Raw genomic sequence first — 17,177 nt, 5'->3', positions numbered from 1 at the left:
ATCCCGGGACACCGGCCCTCGGCCGGACGACGACCGGCACGGACCCCGCGGGGCCGCCGCCGCGGGGTACGGGCGGCGCCCGGCGGGCCCCGCCCGTACGCCCGACACCACCGGCCCGGTGCGGGCCGTCGTCCACGACCGTCACGGGCCCGGAGGGGCCGTCACGCGTTGCTGGCGGCCACCCAGCGGTCCAGCGCCGCCCGCGCAGCACCGGAGTCGATCGCCTCGGCCGCGCGGGTGATGCCCGCCCCGATCCGCTCGGTCAGCGGGGCGTCGGACGGCTCCAGCGCGACCAGGGCCGCCGCCGCGTTCAGCAGCACCGCGTCCCGCACGGGCCCGGTCTCCCCGGCCAGTATCCGCCGGGCCACGTCGGCGTTGTACGAGGCGTCCGCGCCGCGCAGCGCCTCCACGGGCACGAGGCCGATGCCGACGTCCCGCGGGTCGAACGTCTCCTCGCGCACCGCGCCGTCGCGGACTACCCACACCTTCGAAGTGGCGGTGGTGGTCAGCTCGTCCAGCCCGTCGTCACCGCGGAACACCAGCGCGGAGGAGCCGCGCTCGGCGAGCACACCGGCCATGATGGGGGCCATCCGGGCGTCGGCGACACCGGTCGCCTGGGCCTTGACCCGCGCCGGGTTGGTGAGCGGGCCGAGGAAGTTGAACGTGGTCCGGATGCCGAGCTCCTTGCGGGCCGCCGCCACGTACCGCAGCGCCGGGTGGAACCGCACGGCGAAGCAGAACGTGATGCCGGCCTCCTCGGCGACCTCGGCGACCCGCCGGGGCGTCAGGTCCAGGTTGACACCCAGCTTCTCCAGCACGTCGGAGGACCCGGAGGCGGAGGAGGCGGCGCGGTTGCCGTGCTTGACGACCTTGGCGCCGGTACCGGCGACGACGATCGCGGACATGGTGGAGATGTTGACGGTCCTGGCGCCGTCGCCGCCGGTGCCGACGAGGTCCACGGCCGGGCCGGGCACCTCGATCACGTTCGCGTGCGCGTACATGGCGCGGACCAGGCCGGTGATCTCCTCGACGGTCTCGCCCTTCGCGCGCAGGGCGACCGCGAACCCGGCGATCTGGGCGTCGGTGGCCTCACCGCGCATGATCCGGTCCATCGCCCACGCCGTGTCGTCGGCGCTCCGGTCGCGCCCCTCCAGCAGGGCGTTCAGGACGTCGGGCCACGAGCGGCCCGCCGCGATGTCTCCTCCAGCGGGGTGCACAGCGCTCATGGTCGCTCCTGGTGTCTTCGTACCGGGGTGTACGGGGCGTACAGGGATGACCACCACCCTATCCATCCCCGGGCACGGCAAAGAGCCCCGTCCAGCGAATGGACGGGGCTCGATGCTGTGGCGACCTGGGGCCGGGACGTCAGGTGATCAGTGGTGGCCGTGGCCGCTGGTGATCTCCTTGTACTCCTCGACGGAGGGCTTGGGGATCTGGTTCCCCTCGCCGTAGTAGCCCTTGCTGAGCTTCGCCCGGAGCTTCTGCGAACGGGACGGCTTGCGCTCGACACCGTTCTCGTCGACCGACGGGCCGATCTCGGCCGGCGTGTACTGCTCGTGCGCGGTGAGCGCGTGCAGCTGGGCCTGGCTGAGCGGCTCGTGGATCTCGACGAACTCACCGTGCGGCAGGCGCTTGATGATGCCGGACTCGCGTCCGTGCAGCACCTTGTCCTTGTCGCGCCGCTGGAGACCGAGGCAGATCCGCTTGGTGACGATGAACGCGATGACCGGGCCGAGGAAGAAGAAGATCCGCACGAACCAGGTGATGGCGTTGATCGACAGGTGGAAGTGGGTGGCGAAGATGTCGTTGCCACCACCGACCAGCATGATCATGTACGCGGTGACCCAGGCGACACCCAGAGCGGTCCGGGTCGGCGCGTTGCGCGGCCGGTCCAGCAGGTGGTGCTCCCGCTTGTCGCCGGTGATCCACGACTCGATGAACGGGTAGAGCGCGATCGCGGCCAGCATGACACCGAAGACCACCAGCGGGATGAGCACGCCCAGCACGAGCGTGTGACCCCAGAGGCGGATCTCCCAGCCCGGCATCACTCGGACGAGGCCCTCGGCGAAGCCCATGTACCAGTCGGGCTGGGCGCCGGTGGACACCTGGTCCGGGCGGTACGGGCCCATGGTCCAGATCGGGTTGATCGTGAACAGGGCGGAGATGACCGCGATGACACCGAAGACCAGGAAGAAGAAGCCTCCGGCCTTGGCCATGTAGACCGGCAGCAGCGGCATGCCGACGACGTTCTTGTTCGTCCGGCCGGGGCCGGGGAACTGGGTGTGCTTGTGGTAGAAGACCAGGATCAGGTGCGCCACCACGAGGCCGAGCATGATGCCCGGCAGCAGCAGGATGTGGATCGAGTAGAACCGGGCGATGATGTCGTGGCCCGGGAACTCGCCGCCGAACAGGAACATCGAGATGTACGTGCCGACGATCGGCATGGACAGGATCGCGCCCTGCGTGAAGCGGACACCGGTGCCGGAGAGCAGGTCGTCCGGGAGCGAGTAACCGGTGAAACCGGTGAACATGCCCAGGACGAACAGCAGGAAGCCGAACAGCCAGTTGATCTCACGCGGCTTGCGGAACGCGCCGGTGAAGAAGACGCGCATCATGTGCACGAACATGCCGGCGAGGAAGACCACGGCGGCCCAGTGGTGGATCTGCCGGATGAGCAGGCCACCGCGGACGTCGAAGCTGATGTCCAGGGTCGAGGCGTACGCCTCGGTCATCCGGATGCCGTGCATCGGGACGTACGAGCCGTGGTACTCGATCTCGTTCATGCTCGGGTGGAAGAACAGCGTCAGATACACACCCGTGAGGATGATGATCAGGAAGCTGTAGAGGCAGATCTCACCGAGCATGAAGGACCAGTGGTCCGGGAAGATCTTCCGCATGTTGGCCTTGGCCAGGCTGTAGATGCCCAGCCGGCCGTCGGCCCAGTCGGCTACCCGCTCGCCGGCGGGCGCCTTGCGCTTGGCGTCGCTTGCGGTCGTGGTGCTCATCCGCGCTCCCAGAATGCAGGGCCGACGGGCTCGTCGAAGTCGCCGAGCGCCTCGAGGAAGCCCTTGTCGTTCACACCGATCCGCAGCTGCGGAAGGGGATGACCGGCGGGGCCGAAGATGACGCGGGCGCCGTCGGAGAGGTCGAAGGTGGACTGGTGGCACGGGCAGAGGACGTGGTGGGTCTGCTGCTCGTACAGGGAGATCGGGCAGCCCACGTGGGTGCAGATCTTGGAGAAGGCGACGATGCCCTCGTGCGACCACTCCAGCTCGCGCTTGTCCTTGATGTCCTCCGGCTGGATCCGGACGATCATCAGGGCATCCTTGGCGATCTTGTTGCTGAAGTCGTGGTCGTCCTCCTCCAGGCCCTGGGGCTTGGCGAAGGTCAGGGAGCCCACCGCGACGTCCTCGGGACGCAGCGGCTCGTTGGTGTTCATGTTGATGAGCTGCTTGCCCTTGGCCCATCCGGTGTGGAAGAGCTTCTTCTCGGGCAGCGGACCCAGCTCGCGGAGCAGGACCACACCGGAGAGCGGCACCATGGCCAGGGCGCCGAACATGGTGTTGCGGATCAGCGGGCGGCGGCCGATGGCCGACTCGCGCGCGCCGTCCGCGAAGTCCGACATGACCTTCGCCTTGACGTCGGGCGTCGCCTCGATGGCGTGCCGGTCGTCGGCGACCTCCTCGTCGGACATCAGCGTGCGGGCCCAGTGGACCGCGCCGGCGCCGATGCAGAAGAGGGCGAGGCCGAGCGTCAGACCGAGCGACAGGTTGGTCGCGCTGACGTGACCCAGCGGCCAGACGTAGACGATCTTGTCGACCGGGAAGATCACGAACGACGCGATGAAGCCGATCGTGGCCAGCATCGACAGCGTGAACAGCAGGGCGACCGTGCGCTCGGACCGCTTGGCGGCCCGCTCGTCGATGTCCTGGATACGCGGCCGGTGGGGCGGCAGCCCCGGGTCGGCGAACGGGTTCTCGGCTACCGCCGTACCGTGCGCGGTGTCCTGCTCGCTCGGCAGGCTCTCCTTGGGAATCTCTTGGCTACTCATGACTTCTTGGCCTTAGCGGTGTGGGCCGCGACCCAGACGGCGACGGCGATCAGCGAACCCAGACCGAAGATCCACCCGAACAGACCCTCGCTGACGGGGCCGACGCCGCCCAGCGCGAAGCCGCCGGGGGTCGCGGTCCGGTCGTCGTTGACGGTCCGGATGTACGCGATGATGTCCTTCTTCTCCTGCTCCGGCATGGTCGTGTCGGGGAAGGAGGGCATGTTCTGCGGGCCGGTCTGCATGGCCTCGTAGATGTGCTTCGGGCTCACGTCGTTCAGCGGCGGGGCGTACTTGCCGTGCGTCAGGGCACCGCCCGCACCGGTGAAGTTGTGGCACTGGGCGCAGTTGGTGCGGAACAGGTCACCACCACGGGCGATGTCCGCGCCTTCCGGGCTGGACTGCTTCTCGGTCGGCGTGATCGGACCGGCGCCCAGGGACGCGATGTACGCGGCGAGCTGGTCGATCTCGGCCTGCGAGTAGATGACCTTCTTCTCCGGCACCTGGGCGCCGGGCTGCTGCGCCGGCATACGGCCGGTGCCGACCTGGAAGTCCACGGCTGCGGAGCCGACGCCGACCAGGCTCGGGCCGTCAGTGGTTCCCTGACCGCCGGTTCCGTGGCAGCTGGCGCAGCCGACGGTGTAGAGCTTCTTGCCCTCCTCGATGGCGAGGGACTGGGCGGTTTCGTCTGCCTGCGCCTTGCCCGCGGGCGCGAACGCGGCGTACAGCCCCCCAGTGGCCGCCAGCGCGAGGAGTAGGACGACGACCGCCGCCAGCGGATGGCGTCGTCGTGCGGAGAGCTTTTTCACGGATTACCCCGGTGTCAGGATCTTCTGCGTCGATGCTTGCTGGATGTGTCGGGTGTACCTGAGGTACGGACCCGACTACTTGATCATGTAGATCGTGGCGAAGAGGCCGATCCAGACGACATCGACGAAGTGCCAGTAGTAGGACACGACGATGGCGGCGGTTGCCTGCTCGTGAGTGAATCTCTTGGCCGCGTAGGTACGGCCGAGGACCAGCAGGAAGGCGATGAGTCCGCCCGTCACGTGCAGGCCGTGGAAGCCGGTCGTCAGGTAGAACACGGAGCCGTACGGATCCGACGAGAGCGACAGGCCCTCGTGCTTCACCAGCTCGGTGTACTCGAGGACCTGGCCTCCGATGAAGATCGCACCCATCACGAACGTGATCACGAACCACGTACGGAGCTTCTTCACGTCACCCCGCTCGGCGGCGAACACGCCGAGCTGGCAGGTGAGTGAGGAGAGCACCAGGATCGTGGTGTTGGTAGCCGAGAACGGGAAGTTCAGCGCATCGGCTTTCTCTGCCCAGAACTCGGCACCCGTCACCGATCGCAGGGTGAAGTACATCGCGAAGAGGGCCGCGAAGAACATCAGCTCGGAACTCAGCCAGATGATGGTTCCGACGCTGGTGAGGTTCGGCCGATTGACCGACGGGTGCGCGTGCCCGGTTTCTACTGTCGTTGCTGTCGCCACGACCGACATTATGTCGGTCGCTTATCCCGCCCTCACTCCGGGGGGTGCCGTTCGGTGTGTTGATGGGCTCCGTCCAGCCCGAACGGCCCATCGGAAGGGGTGTCGAAGGAGTGTCCGAACCGCTGTGGAGGGGCGGACGGGAGGAGTAGCATCCGGCGCATCGGTACCTGCCTTCCCGCCCATGCCGCCGACGTACTCGGAGGAACCATGCAGTCGAGCGCCACCGTCCTGGTCTACAGCGACGACGCCAACACCCGCGCGCAGGTGCGGCTGGCGGCCGGGCGCAGGCCGGCGGCCGACGTTCCGCCGGTCGAGTACATCGAGTGCGCGACGCTCCCGGCCGTGCTGGAGCGGCTGGACGCGGGCGGCGTGGACGTCTGCGTCCTGGACGGCGAGGCGGCGCCGGCGGGCGGCATGGGGGTGTGCCGCCAGATCAAGGACGAGGTGTTCCGCTGCCCGCCCGTGCTGGTGCTCATCGGCCGCCCCCAGGACGCCTGGCTGGCCACGTGGAGCCGCGCGGACGCCGCGGTGACCCTTCCGGTCGACCCGGTGGAGCTGGCGGACTCCCTGGCGGCCCTGCTGCGGAGCCGGCTCGCCGTGGAGGCGTGACGTCCCGGCCCGGCCCTCCGCCCGCCGGGGCGCCTCAGAGACCGGGGCGGAGGCGTACCTGTTCGGTGCGGGGGGCGTCGGCCTTGGTGGCACTGCCCGCCTGCCACTTCTCCCAGGGCAGGTTCCAGTCGCCGAAGCCGTTGCCGAAGTGGTCCATCTCCTGGCCCTCGCTGTTGATGACGTGGACCAGGTCGCCGGCGCGGACGTTCTCGTAGAACCAGGCGGCGTTGCCGGTGGACATGCCGGTGCAGCCGTGGCTGACGTTGGCGTACCCCTGTGAGCCGACGGACCAGGGGGCGGCGTGGACGTACTCGCCGCTCCAGGTCACCCGGGTGGCGTAGTACACCGGCAGGTCGTACGACTCGCTGCTGCCCGCCGCGATGCCGACGGTGGTGCTGCGCATCCGGACGAAGTACTCCTTGCCGAGCACCACTTTGATCCCGTTACGGGTGGAGAAGCCCGGCTTTCCGGTGGTCACCGGAATGGTGTTGATCACTTCGCCGTTGCGCTTGACCGTCATGTGGTGGCTGCCGGCGTCCGTGATGGCCTCGACCCGGTCGCCGATGCTCAGGTTCACGGACTTCGCCGAGCCGCCGTAGAGGTCGCCCGCGACCTTCACGCCCGCGAGGTTGCCCGTGACGGTGACGGACGCGCCGACGGGCCAGTACTCCTTCGGGCGATAGTGCAGCTTCTTGTCGTCGACCCAGTACCAGGAGCCCGTGACCGCGGGGGTGGACCGCACCTTGAGGGAGCGCTCGACGGCGGCGCGGCCCTCCTTGGTGGTGACCGGGGCGCTGAGCTCGGCGGTGATGGGCTGACCGACGCCGTACTTGCCCGTCTCCGGCCCGAATTCCACGTTCAGGACCTTCTTGGCCCGCGCGGTCTCGAAAGTCAGCGTACGGGCACCTGGGGCGCCTTCGCGGTCCTCCGTGGAAACCCGGACGGTGTAGCGCGTGCCGGCCACCAGCGGGGCGGTGGAGCGCCAGCGGCTGCCGTCGGCGGACAGTTCGCCCGCGAGGTAGTGGCCGGCGGTGTCCACGGCCGTGACGTCCGTGATGCGGCCGTCCTTGCCCTTGGCCGTGACTTCCAGCGGCTTGTCGAGGGCTGCCTTGGCGGTGCCGGACGGGGCGTTGAAGGCGACCTGGCCGGCCGCGTCGTACGGCCTGGCGGACAGGGGATGGCCGTCCGGACCACCGCACGCGGTCGCGCTCGCGCCGGTGACGGCGACCAGCAGGGTGCAGCTCGTGGCGATGCGCATGCGGGGCGTGTTGCTCATAACCACACCGTAGGAAGGTGCGACCGGAGCGGCACGCCGGATGACTCCAAAAGAGGGGCCCGGCGGCCTCCGTACAGAGGTCGCCGGGCCCCTTCTCGAAGCGCGGCCCGCGGTGTGCGGACTACTGGTTCTGGTTCTCGCCCCGGTAGTACTCGAAGACCCATCCCCAGAGGCCGATCAGGACGAGCGGCAGGGAGAAGTACAGGAGCCACCAGCCGAGCGCGACGCTCAGGAAGGCGAAGGCGCCACCGATCGCCAGGGAGAGCGGCTGCCAGCTGTGCGGCGAGAAGAAGCCAACCTCACCGGCCTCGTCCGCGACGTCGGCCTCCTTGTCGTCCTGCGCCATGGCGTCCACTCGCCGGGCCGTGAAGGCCAGGTAGTAGCCGATCATGATCGACAGGCCGAAGGCCAGGAAGAGCGCCGTCGTACCGGCCGGCTCCTTCGACCACACGCCATAGAGGATCGCCATGGCGAGGATGAAGATGCTCAGCCAGATGAACATCTTGCCCTGGATCTTCACTTGCCGACCTCCTTGCCACCGAACATCGCGGTGTCCTTCTGCCCGTGGTTCTCGAGCTGGCCGACGGCGGCGATCTCCGGGTGGTGCAGGTCGAAGGCCGGGGATTCCGAGCGGATGCGCGGCAGCGTGAGGAAGTTGTGCCGCGGCGGCGGGCAGGAGGTCGCCCACTCCAGCGAGCGGCCGTAACCCCACGGGTCGTCGACCTCGACCTTCTTGCCGTACTTGGCGGTCTTCCACACGTTGTAGAAGAACGGCAGGATCGACAGGCCCAGCAGGAACGAGGCGATCGTGGAGATCGTGTTCAGCAGGGTGAAGCCGTCGGCGGCGAGGTAGTCGGCGTAACGACGCGGCATGCCCTCGGCACCGAGCCAGTGCTGCACCAGGAACGTGCCGTGGAAGCCGATGAACAGCGTCCAGAACGTCATCTTGCCGAGGCGCTCGTCCAGCATCTTGCCGGTGAACTTCGGCCACCAGAAGTGGAACCCGGCGAACATCGCGAAGACCACGGTGCCGAAGACGACGTAGTGGAAGTGCGCGACGACGAAGTACGAGTCGGAGACGTGGAAGTCCATCGGGGGCGAGGCCAGGATGACGCCGGTCAGACCACCGAAGGTGAAGGTGACCAGGAAGCCGATCGTCCAGAGCATCGGTGTCTCGAAGGACAGCGAGCCCTTCCACATGGTGCCGATCCAGTTGAAGAACTTCACACCGGTCGGTACCGCGATGAGGAAGGTCATGAAGGAGAAGAACGGCAGCAGCACACCGCCCGTGACGTACATGTGGTGCGCCCACACCGTCACCGACAGACCGGCGATCGCGATGGTCGCGGCCACCAGGCCGATGTAACCGAACATCGGCTTGCGGCTGAAGACCGGGATGATCTCCGAGACGATGCCGAAGAACGGCAGGGCGATGATGTACACCTCGGGGTGGCCGAAGAACCAGAAGAGGTGCTGCCACAGCAGCGCGCCGCCGTTGGCCGCGTCGAAGATGTGCGAGCCGAACTTCCGGTCGGCCTCCAGCGCGAAGAGCGCCGCGGCCAGCACCGGGAACGCGAGCAGGACCAGCACACCGGTCAGCAGCACGTTCCAGGTGAAGATCGGCATACGGAACATCGTCATGCCGGGTGCGCGCATGCAGATGATCGTGGTGATGAAGTTGACCGAGCCGAGGATCGTGCCGAAGCCGGAGAAGGCCAGACCCATGATCCACATGTCGGCGCCGACACCCGGCGAGCGGACCGCGTCCGACAGCGGGGCGTAGGCGAACCAGCCGAAGTCGGCCGCGCCCTGCGGGGTGAGGAAGCCGGCCACCGCGATGAGCGAGCCGAAGAGGTACAGCCAGTACGCGAACATGTTCAGCCGCGGGAACGCCACGTCGGGCGCGCCGATCTGCAGCGGCATGATCCAGTTGGCGAATCCGGCGAACAGCGGCGTCGCGAACATCAGCAGCATGATCGTGCCGTGCATCGTGAACGCCTGGTTGAACTGCTCGTTCGACATGATCTGCGTACCCGGACGGGCCAGCTCGGCGCGCATGAAGAGCGCCAGCAGACCGCCGATGCAGAAGAAGGCGAACGACGTGACCAGGTAAAGCGTGCCGATGGTCTTGTGGTCGGTGGTGGTCAGCCACTTCACGACCACACCACCGGGGTGGCTGCGCCGGACGGGCAGCTCGTTCTCGTACGGCTCACGCGAGCCGTCGGCTGCCGTGGCGGCACCCTGAGGTTCGTTGAGGATGCTCACAGTTGGTTGCTCTCCGAGTTCCTGGCCGAGTCGGTGATCTCCATGCCCGCCGGGATGTAACCCGTCTGCCCCTTCTCGGCCAGCTCCTTCAGGTGCTGCTGGTAGCGCTCCGGGGAGACGACCTTGACGTTGAAGAGCATCCGGGAGTGGTCGACGCCGCAGAGCTCGGCGCACTTGCCCTTGAAGGTGCCCTCCTTCGTGGCGGTCACCTCGAAGACGTTCACATTGTGACCGGGGAAGACGTCCTGCTTGAACAGGAAGGGGACGACCCAGAACGAGTGGATGACGTCACGCGAGGTCAGGATGAACCGGACCTTCTCGCCCTTCGGCAGCCACAGGGTCGGGCCCGAGTTGCCGTTCTGCGGGTTCCGCGTGCCCGGGATGCCGTAGTCGTAGACGCCCTCGGCCCCCTGGGGGAACTGCTTCTGGTACTTGTCGGGGATGACGGCCAGTTCCTTGGCGGGCGAGGTGCCCGTGTCGGCCTTGCCGTCGACGTTCTCGATGTAGTTGAAGCCCCAGCTCCACTGGTAACCGACCACACCGATGGTGTGGGTCGGCTTGTCCGAGAGGGCCAGGAGCTTCGACTCGTCGCGCGCGGTGAAGTAGAAGAGCACCGAGACGATGATGAGCGGGGTCACCGTGTACAGCGCCTCGATGGGCATGTTGTACCGGGTCTGCGGAGGAACCTCCACCTTGGTGCGGCTACGCCGGTGGAAGATGACGCTCCACAGGATCAGGCCCCAGACCAGCACGCCCGTGGCGAGCGCAGCCGCCCACGAGCCCTGCCAGAGGGAGAGGATCCGCGGGGCCTCCTCCGTCACCGGGGTGGGCATACCAAGGCGGGGGAAATCCTCCCAGTTGTACGAGCAACCGGTGGCGGTAGCCAGGATCAGGCCCGCAGTCAGCACCTGCGGCAGCTTCCGCCGCATCGGGCGCCGCGACGAGCGGTCGGAGCCGTTGGGACTCACGTAGCGCCTTCCCGAGAGTCTCGCCCGCGCGGTCGGCTGCGGCCGTCACGCTGGTCGGTCGCCGGCCCTGACGCGGGCAGGGGTTTGGATGTTTATGCGGACCAAACCCTACTGGACGCTATTTGGGGTCGCGCGGGGAGGGTGCCCAACGCGCCGCAGGGCACCCCGAAGGGGTGTTCCGGACCGGGTTTCCGGCGGGTCGGCGGGGGTGCCGTGCCTCCTGGCACCCGGGTCCGGGCCCCGCGGAGTTAGCGTGACCGTGTGCCCTACTTCGATTCCGCTTCCGCCGCTCCCCTCCACCCGGTCGCCCGCCAGGCCCTGCAGGCCGCGCTGGACGAGGGGTGGGCCGACCCCGCCCGCCTGTACCGGGAGGGACGGCGCGCCCGGCTGCTGCTGGACGCGGCGCGGGAGGCCGCCGCCGAGGCGGTGGGGTGCCGCCCCGACGAGCTCGTGTTCACTCCTTCGGGGACGGCGGCGGTGCACTCCGGGGTTGCCGGGGCGCTCGCCGGACGCCGGCGGGCCGGGCGGCACCTGGTCGTGTCGGCGGTGGAGCACTCGTCGGTGCTCCAGTCGGCCGCCGCGCACGAGGCGGGCGGCGGGACGGTGACCGAGGTGCCGGTGGACCGGGGCGGGCGGGTGGCGCCGGACGCGTACGCCGCCGCGCTGCGGGACGACACGGCGCTCGCCTGCCTCCAGTCGGCCAACCACGAGGTGGGCACCGAGCAGCCGGTGGCCGAGGTGTCGGAGGCGTGCCGGGAGGCGGGGGTGCCGCTGCTGGTGGACGCCGCGCAGTCGCTGGCGTGGGGCCCGGTGGGGGGCGGTTGGTCGCTGCTCGCGGCAAGTGCCCACAAATGGGGCGGCCCTGCGGGTGTCGGGCTGCTCGTGGTGCGCAAGGGGACGCGGTTCGCGCCGCAAGGTCCGGCGGACGAGCGGGAGTCGGGGCGCTCGGCCGGATTCGAGAACATCCCGGGCGTCGTGGCGGCGGCGGCCTCGCTGCGGGCGGTGCGGGCCGAGGCGGCCGCGGAGGCCGCGCGGCTGCGGGAGCTGGTGGAACGGATCCGGACGCGGGTGCCCGAGCTGGTGCCGGACGTGGAGGTGGCCGGCGACCCGGTGCGGCGCCTGCCCCACCTGGTGACCTTCTCGTGTCTCTATGTCGACGGGGAGGCTTTGCTCACCGAGCTGGACCGGGCCGGTTTCTCCGTGTCCTCCGGTTCGTCGTGCACGAGTTCCACGCTGACGCCCAGCCATGTGCTGCGGGCGATGGGCGTGCTGTCGGAGGGCAACGTGCGGGTCTCGCTGCCGTTCGGTACGGCGGAGGCGGACGTGGACCGGTTCCTGGAGATCCTGCCGGGCACGGTGGCGGGGATCCGGGAGCGGTTCGGCGCGCCGGGGGCCGGGCCGGTGACCGGGGGGGCGGAGTCCCTGGTGGTGGACGCGCTCGGCAGGCGGTGCCCGATCCCGGTGATCGAGCTGGCCAAGGTGTTCGGGGACGTCCCGGTCGGCGGCACCGTGACGGTCCTCTCCGACGACGAGGCGGCCCGGCTGGACATCCCGGCCTGGTGCGGGATGCGGGGCCAGGAGTACGTGGGCGAGCGCCCGGCGGAGCGGGGCACCGCGTACACGGTCCGCCGGACGTCGTAGGCCGTGCCCGCCCGGCCGGCCCGGGCAGGTCCGGAGGCGTGCCCGGGGGTGGGCGGGGCGGTTACGGCAGGTGCGTGCGGACCTCGGCGGCGGCCGCGTGGCCGTACGCCTTGGTGAAGCGGTCCATGAAGTTGGCGCGGCGCAGGGTGTACTCCTGGGTGCCGAGCGTCTCGATGACCAGGGTGGCCAGCATGCAGCCGACCTGGGCGGCGCGCTCCAGGCCGACGCCCCAGGACAGACCGGACAGGAAACCGGCCCGGAAGGCGTCACCGACACCGGTCGGGTCGACCTTGGCCTGCTCCTCCGGGCAGCCGACCTCGATGACCGGCTCGCCGGCCTTCTCGATCCGGACGCCCCGCGAGCCGAGGGTGGTCACGCGGTGGCCGACCTTGGCGAGGATCTCCTCGTCGGTCCAGCCGGTCTTGGACTCGATGAGCCCCTTCTCGTACTCGTTGGAGAACAGGTACGTCGCGCCGGAGAGGAGCGTACGGATCTCGTCGCCGTCCATGCGGGCGATCTGCTGCGAGAAGTCGGCGGCGAACGGGATGCCCCGGCTGCGGCACTCCTCCGTGTGGCGGAGCATCGCCTCGGGGTCGTCCGCGCCGATGGAGACGAGGTCGAGGCCGCCGACCCGGTCGGCCACGGCCTTGAGCTCGATGAGGCGGGCCTCGCTCATCGCGCCGGTGTAGAAGGAGCCGATCTGGTTGTGGTCGGCGTCCGTGGTGCAGACGAAGCGCGCGGTGTGCAGGACCTCGGAGATCCGCACGGAGCCGGTGTCGACGCCGTGCCGGTCGAGCCAGGCGCGGTACTCGTCGAAGTCCGAGCCCGCCGCGCCGACCAGGACGGGGCGCGTGCCGAGCTGCCCCATGCCGAAGCAGATGTTGGCCGCCACCCCTCCCCTGCGGACGTCGAGGTTGTCGACCAGGAAGGAGAGGGAGACCGTGTGCAGCTGGTCGGCGACCAGCTGGTCGGCGAAACGGCCGGGGAAGGTCATGAGGTGGTCGGTGGCGATGGAGCCGGTGACTGCGATACGCACGGCTGGGCGCTCCTGCGGGAAGGTGGAGTTGACGGTTCACGCTACCGGGTCGACGGAGCACCCCCATGCGGAAACTACCCGATAGTAGGTCTTTTTCGGTCGGCACTCGCGTGCGTACGGTGCGCTTATGCCGAAGTTCATCGTTACGCGTGAGCAGAACGAGTCCGAACCGAGCCTGGCGGAACTGCGCGGGGACAGCGCGCGCATGGTTCCCCACTGGGCGGTCCCGGCGGAGGGCGCGCCCGCGCCCGTGTCGCCGTCCCTGATCCACGGGGTGGTCGTGCCGCCCGCGTCCGCCCGCCTGATCGACGCCACGCCGGAGTACGGCGCCTGAGGGGAACCGCACGCTCCCCGGCCCCGTCCCACGGGTGTCTCCCGTAAAAGGGCCACGGCACACGAAGGAGCATCGCGGTGAGCAGTACGGAGCGGGAGCCGGCCACGGAGCCGGCACCGGAGAACCCTCGCCGGAAGCGTTCGCCACTGGCCGTCGCCTCGGTGGCGGCGGCGGTGCTGCTCGCCGGGGGCGGCGGCGCGTACTTCGCCACGGCCGCGTCGGACGGCGGCGACCGGGGCGGCGGTACCCCCGCCGCGGGTGGTACGCAGCCGCCGCCGCTGGCGCTGGACGGCCACACCGAGGGCGGCGGGGATCCGGGCGGTACGGGCGGGCCGGGCATCGCACCCGGTGAGCCGGACCCGCGCGGGGTGGTCTACCGGGCCGCGGGTCCGCTGCCCGAGGGCCCCCGCTCGGCGCACGTGTACCGGCCGGCGGGCACCGTGGGGGCCGACGAGGTGGCGCGGCTGGCCCGGGCGCTGGGCGTCACCGGTACGCCCAGGGCGGCCGGCTCGGCCTGGAAGGTGGGGCCGGACAAGGACGGCTCGGGTGCGACGCTGCAGGTGGAGCGGCAGGCGCCGGGCGTGTGGACGTTCGGGACGGCGCCGGTCGGGGACAACTGCCTGAAGGGCAAGGAGTGCCCCTCGGGTGCGACGACCCCGGACGGCATGGGCGGGCCGCCGGTGGACGAGGCCGCGGCGAAGAAGGCCGCCGCCCCGGTCCTGAAGGCGCTGGGTCAGCAGGACGCCGAGCTGGACGCCACGCAGGTGATGGGTTCGGTACGGGTGGTCAACGCGGACCCGGTCGTGGGCGGGCTGCCGACGTACGGGTGGTCGACGGGTGTCCAGGTGGGGGCCGACGGGTCGCCGACCGGTGGCAGCGGCCGGCTGAGGGCCCCGGCGGAGAGCCACGAGTACCCGGTGATCGGTGCGGCGGAGGCGCTGAAGCTGCTGAACGCCGGGGCGGGCGACGGGCGGGCGAGCACCGGCGGGAACATCGGCGGGTGCGCCACGCCCGCGCCGCTGGAGGACTCCGGGACGAAGCCGGCCGCGCCGTGCGAGCCAGGCGGTCCGGGCGGGGGTTCGGCCACCGGTCCGGCCGCGAAGGAGACGGTGACCGTCTCCAGGGCGGTCTTCGGGCTGGCGGCGCACTACACGGCGGGGCGACCCGCGCTCGTACCGTCGTGGTTGTTCGAGGTGGCGCCGAAGGGCGGTGCCCGCCCGTTCACGATCACCTACCCGGCCGTGGCGCCCGAGCACCTGGCGCCCGCGCCGCCGCCGGCGACGCCGGACGCCCCGGACACGCCGGGGACCGGGAAGGCGCCGCGGCAGATCGAGTCGTACAGCGTGGACGGGAAGATCCTGACGGCCCGCTTCTGGGGCGGGGTGTGCAGCAAGTACACCGTCGAGGCCGAGGAGACGGGTACGCAGGTGCGGCTGAGGGTGGTCGAGACGCCGATCGAGCCGGGGCGGGTCTGCATCCTGATCGCCAAGGAGATCACCGGGACCGTGACGCTCGACCAGCCGCCGGGCGACCGGCGGATCGTGGACGCGGCGAGCGGCGAGCGGGTGCCGCGGCGGTAGCCCTGGGGGCGGTGGGCCGCCGCGGGCGCGGCGGAACGAGACGAGGGCGGCGGCCCCGGGGAAGGTCCGGGGCCGCCGCCCTCGTCTCCGGCCGGTGTGGGCCGGGGCCCGTCCGGCCGGGCGTCCCGCTCTAGCTGAAGGAGTCGCCGCAGGCGCAGGAGCCGGTGGCGTTGGGGTTGTCGATGGTGAAGCCCTGCTTCTCGATCGTGTCGACGAAGTCGATGGAGGCGCCGCCCAGGTACGGGGCGCTCATGCGGTCGGTGACGACCTTGACGCCGTTGAAGTCCTTGACGACGTCGCCGTCGAGCGAGCGCTCGTCGAAGAAGAGCTGGTAACGCAGGCCGGAGCAGCCACCGGGCTGAACGGCGACGCGCAGTGCCAGGTCGTCGCGGCCTTCCTGGTCGAGCAGGGCCTTGACCTTGGCCGCGGCGGCGTCCGACAGGAGGATGCCGTCGCTGACAGTGGTCTTCTCGTCCGATACGGACATCTGCTTCTCTCCCGGGTTGTACGGAGACTGCTTGCCGACCGGTAGCAACCGGCGGGGCCGCGGATTCATTCCGGGCACAGCGCTTGTCTTTCCCTTTCATGCTCGCACACCGGGCTCCGGGCAAGCACCGGCCCGTGGAGAGGGGATGTGTCACATCGACACTATGGACATCGTCAAAGTGACGTGAAGCGGTTATGATAGATAGCGTCAATTAGACGAAAAGGCTCTCCGCAGAAAAGAAAGGGTGCGTGACGTGACCACCGCCCAGCCCCTGGACGTCCAGCCGTCGCCCCTCGCCCTGCTGCTGCTCGGCCGCGAGGCCGACCCGAAGAGCGAGCGGGGAGTCGAGTGTCCCGGCGACCTCCCGTCCCCCTCCGACCCGGACCTGGTCGAGCGCGCCCGCGCGGCCAAGGAGAAGCTGGGGAGCAAGGTCTTCGTCCTGGGGCACCACTACCAGCGCGACGAGGTCATCCAGTTCGCGGACGTCACCGGCGACTCCTTCAAGCTCGCCCGCGACGCGGCGGCGCGGCCGGAGGCCGAGTACATCGTCTTCTGCGGCGTGCACTTCATGGCCGAGTCGGCCGACATCCTCACCACCGACGACCAGAAGGTCGTGCTGCCCGACCTGGCGGCCGGGTGCTCCATGGCAGACATGGCGACGGCGGAGCAGGTCGCGGAGTGCTGGGACGTGTTGACGGAGGCGGGCGTCGCGGACGTGACCGTCCCGGTCTCGTACATGAACTCCTCCGCCGACATCAAGGCCTTCACCGGGAAGCACGGGGGGGCGATCTGTACGTCCTCCAACGCCAAGAAGGCGCTGGACTGGGCGTTCGAGCAGGGCGAGAAGGTCCTGTTCCTGCCGGACCAGCACCTGGGCCGCAACACCGCCGTCCGGGACATGGGCATGTCCCTGGACGACTGCGTCCTCTACAACCCGCACAAGCCGAACGGCGGCCTGACGGCGGAGGAACTGCGCGCCGCGAAGATGATCCTGTGGCGCGGCCACTGCTCCGTGCACGGGCGCTTCTCGCTCGACTCGGTGAACGACGTGCGGGAGCGGATCCCGGGCGTGAACGTGCTGGTGCACCCCGAGTGCCGGCACGAGGTCGTGGCGGCGGCGGACTACGTCGGCTCGACCGAGTACATCATCAAGACCCTGGAGGCGGCCCCGGCCGGCTCGAAGTGGGCGATCGGTACGGAGCTGAACCTGGTCCGGCGTCTGGCGAACCGTTTCGCCAACGAGGGCAAGGAGATCGTCTTCCTCGACAAGACGGTCTGCTTCTGCTCCACCATGAACCGGATCGACCTGCCGCACCTGGTGTGGACCCTGGAGTCGCTGGCCGAGGGGAACCTGGTCAACCGCATCCAGGTCGACCGCGAGACGGAGAGCTTCGCCAAGCTCGCCCTGGAGCGGATGCTGGCGCTGCCGTAGCCGGC

General features: G+C 69.8%; 16 protein-coding genes. 5 read left to right on the top strand and 11 right to left on the bottom strand.

The window, feature by feature from the left end:
• Positions 1-161 precede the first annotated feature (161 nt).
• The 5 genes from trpD to ctaE form a co-directional block, all read right to left on the bottom strand.
• On the bottom strand, positions 162-1,226 hold the full coding sequence (gene trpD / locus AC07DW_RS21805; RefSeq protein WP_478859331.1) for an anthranilate phosphoribosyltransferase: 1,065 nt from the start codon (positions 1,224-1,226) through the stop codon (positions 162-164).
• 147 nt (positions 1,227-1,373) lie between these two features.
• Positions 1,374-3,005, bottom strand: coding sequence for a cytochrome bc1 complex cytochrome b subunit (qcrB, locus tag AC07DW_RS21800; protein ID WP_478859330.1), 1,632 nt, complete (start codon positions 3,003-3,005; stop codon positions 1,374-1,376).
• Positions 3,002-4,051: a cytochrome bc1 complex Rieske iron-sulfur subunit gene (gene qcrA, locus AC07DW_RS21795; RefSeq protein WP_478859329.1), complete on the bottom strand. Its 1,050-nt coding sequence runs from the start codon at positions 4,049-4,051 to the stop codon at positions 3,002-3,004. The genes qcrB and qcrA overlap by 4 nt, the downstream gene beginning before the upstream one ends.
• On the bottom strand, positions 4,048-4,857 hold the full coding sequence (gene qcrC, locus AC07DW_RS21790; protein ID WP_478859328.1) for a cytochrome bc1 complex diheme cytochrome c subunit: 810 nt from the start codon (positions 4,855-4,857) through the stop codon (positions 4,048-4,050). The genes qcrA and qcrC overlap by 4 nt, the downstream gene beginning before the upstream one ends.
• Before the next feature lie 75 nt (positions 4,858-4,932).
• Positions 4,933-5,553, bottom strand: coding sequence for an aa3-type cytochrome oxidase subunit III (gene ctaE, locus AC07DW_RS21785; RefSeq protein ID WP_336318359.1), 621 nt, complete (start codon positions 5,551-5,553; stop codon positions 4,933-4,935).
• 198 nt (positions 5,554-5,751) lie between these two features.
• On the opposite strand from ctaE, the gene AC07DW_RS21780 reads away from it, so the two are divergent.
• The gene (locus AC07DW_RS21780) at positions 5,752-6,153 is read left to right on the top strand and encodes a hypothetical protein (RefSeq protein WP_478859327.1); all 402 of its coding nucleotides are present in this window, start codon (positions 5,752-5,754) and stop codon (positions 6,151-6,153) included.
• Positions 6,154-6,187: 34 nt separating this feature from the next.
• Here AC07DW_RS21780 and AC07DW_RS21775 read toward each other — a convergent pair whose 3' ends face one another.
• The 4 genes from AC07DW_RS21775 to ctaC form a co-directional block, all read right to left on the bottom strand.
• The gene (locus AC07DW_RS21775) at positions 6,188-7,429 is read right to left on the bottom strand and encodes a L,D-transpeptidase (protein WP_478859326.1); all 1,242 of its coding nucleotides are present in this window, start codon (positions 7,427-7,429) and stop codon (positions 6,188-6,190) included.
• 121 nt (positions 7,430-7,550) lie between these two features.
• Entirely contained in the window at positions 7,551-7,949 is a 399-nt protein-coding gene (locus AC07DW_RS21770) for a cytochrome c oxidase subunit 4 (RefSeq protein WP_478859325.1), read from the bottom strand.
• The gene (ctaD, locus tag AC07DW_RS21765; protein ID WP_478859324.1) at positions 7,946-9,694 is read right to left on the bottom strand and encodes an aa3-type cytochrome oxidase subunit I; all 1,749 of its coding nucleotides are present in this window, start codon (positions 9,692-9,694) and stop codon (positions 7,946-7,948) included. Before ctaD ends, AC07DW_RS21770 begins: the two co-directional genes overlap by 4 nt.
• Positions 9,691-10,662, bottom strand: coding sequence for an aa3-type cytochrome oxidase subunit II (ctaC, locus tag AC07DW_RS21760; RefSeq protein WP_478859323.1), 972 nt, complete (start codon positions 10,660-10,662; stop codon positions 9,691-9,693). The genes ctaD and ctaC overlap by 4 nt, the downstream gene beginning before the upstream one ends.
• 261 nt (positions 10,663-10,923) lie before the next feature.
• Between ctaC and AC07DW_RS21755 the strand changes: the two genes are divergently transcribed.
• A complete protein-coding gene (locus AC07DW_RS21755; protein ID WP_478859322.1) occupies positions 10,924-12,303 on the top strand; it encodes an aminotransferase class V-fold PLP-dependent enzyme in 1,380 nt (459 codons plus the stop codon).
• Between the two features lie 61 nt (positions 12,304-12,364).
• Here the strand turns inward: AC07DW_RS21755 and AC07DW_RS21750 are convergent, their stop codons facing one another.
• A complete protein-coding gene (locus tag AC07DW_RS21750) occupies positions 12,365-13,339 on the bottom strand; it encodes a carbohydrate kinase family protein (protein WP_478859321.1) in 975 nt (324 codons plus the stop codon).
• 127 nt (positions 13,340-13,466) lie between these two features.
• Here AC07DW_RS21750 and AC07DW_RS21745 point away from each other — a divergent pair, with 127 nt between their 5' ends.
• Complete coding sequence (locus tag AC07DW_RS21745) at positions 13,467-13,673, top strand: hypothetical protein (RefSeq protein ID WP_478859320.1); 207 nt, start codon at positions 13,467-13,469, stop codon at positions 13,671-13,673.
• 77 nt (positions 13,674-13,750) lie between these two features.
• Positions 13,751-15,253, top strand: coding sequence for a hypothetical protein (locus AC07DW_RS21740; RefSeq protein ID WP_478859319.1), 1,503 nt, complete (start codon positions 13,751-13,753; stop codon positions 15,251-15,253).
• Positions 15,254-15,383: 130 nt separating this feature from the next.
• Here the strand turns inward: AC07DW_RS21740 and erpA are convergent, their stop codons facing one another.
• Positions 15,384-15,740, bottom strand: a complete 357-nt coding sequence (erpA, locus tag AC07DW_RS21735) for an iron-sulfur cluster insertion protein ErpA (RefSeq protein WP_064071056.1) — start codon at positions 15,738-15,740, stop codon at positions 15,384-15,386.
• 253 nt (positions 15,741-15,993) lie between these two features.
• Between erpA and nadA the strand changes: the two genes are divergently transcribed.
• Positions 15,994-17,172, top strand: a complete 1,179-nt coding sequence (nadA, locus tag AC07DW_RS21730; protein ID WP_478859318.1) for a quinolinate synthase NadA — start codon at positions 15,994-15,996, stop codon at positions 17,170-17,172.
• Positions 17,173-17,177: the final 5 nt, after the last annotated feature.

It is taken from the genome of Streptomyces sp. NPDC045701 (genome assembly GCF_056432045.1).
This window is presented reverse-complemented; position numbering and strand designations above follow the sequence as displayed.

Excerpts from the sequence above, each read along its gene's own strand:
- trpD (WP_478859331.1), bottom strand. The coding sequence starts at position 1,226 with ATGAGCGCTGTGCACCCCGCTGGAGGAGACATCGCGGCGGGCCGCTCG.
- qcrB (WP_478859330.1), bottom strand. The coding sequence starts at position 3,005 with ATGAGCACCACGACCGCAAGCGACGCCAAGCGCAAGGCGCCCGCCGGC.
- qcrA (WP_478859329.1), bottom strand. The coding sequence starts at position 4,051 with ATGAGTAGCCAAGAGATTCCCAAGGAGAGCCTGCCGAGCGAGCAGGAC.
- ctaE (WP_336318359.1), bottom strand. The coding sequence starts at position 5,553 with ATGTCGGTCGTGGCGACAGCAACGACAGTAGAAACCGGGCACGCGCAC.
- AC07DW_RS21780 (WP_478859327.1), top strand. The coding sequence starts at position 5,752 with ATGCAGTCGAGCGCCACCGTCCTGGTCTACAGCGACGACGCCAACACC.
- AC07DW_RS21775 (WP_478859326.1), bottom strand. The coding sequence starts at position 7,429 with ATGAGCAACACGCCCCGCATGCGCATCGCCACGAGCTGCACCCTGCTG.
- AC07DW_RS21745 (WP_478859320.1), top strand. The coding sequence starts at position 13,467 with ATGCCGAAGTTCATCGTTACGCGTGAGCAGAACGAGTCCGAACCGAGC.
- erpA (WP_064071056.1), bottom strand. The coding sequence starts at position 15,740 with ATGTCCGTATCGGACGAGAAGACCACTGTCAGCGACGGCATCCTCCTG.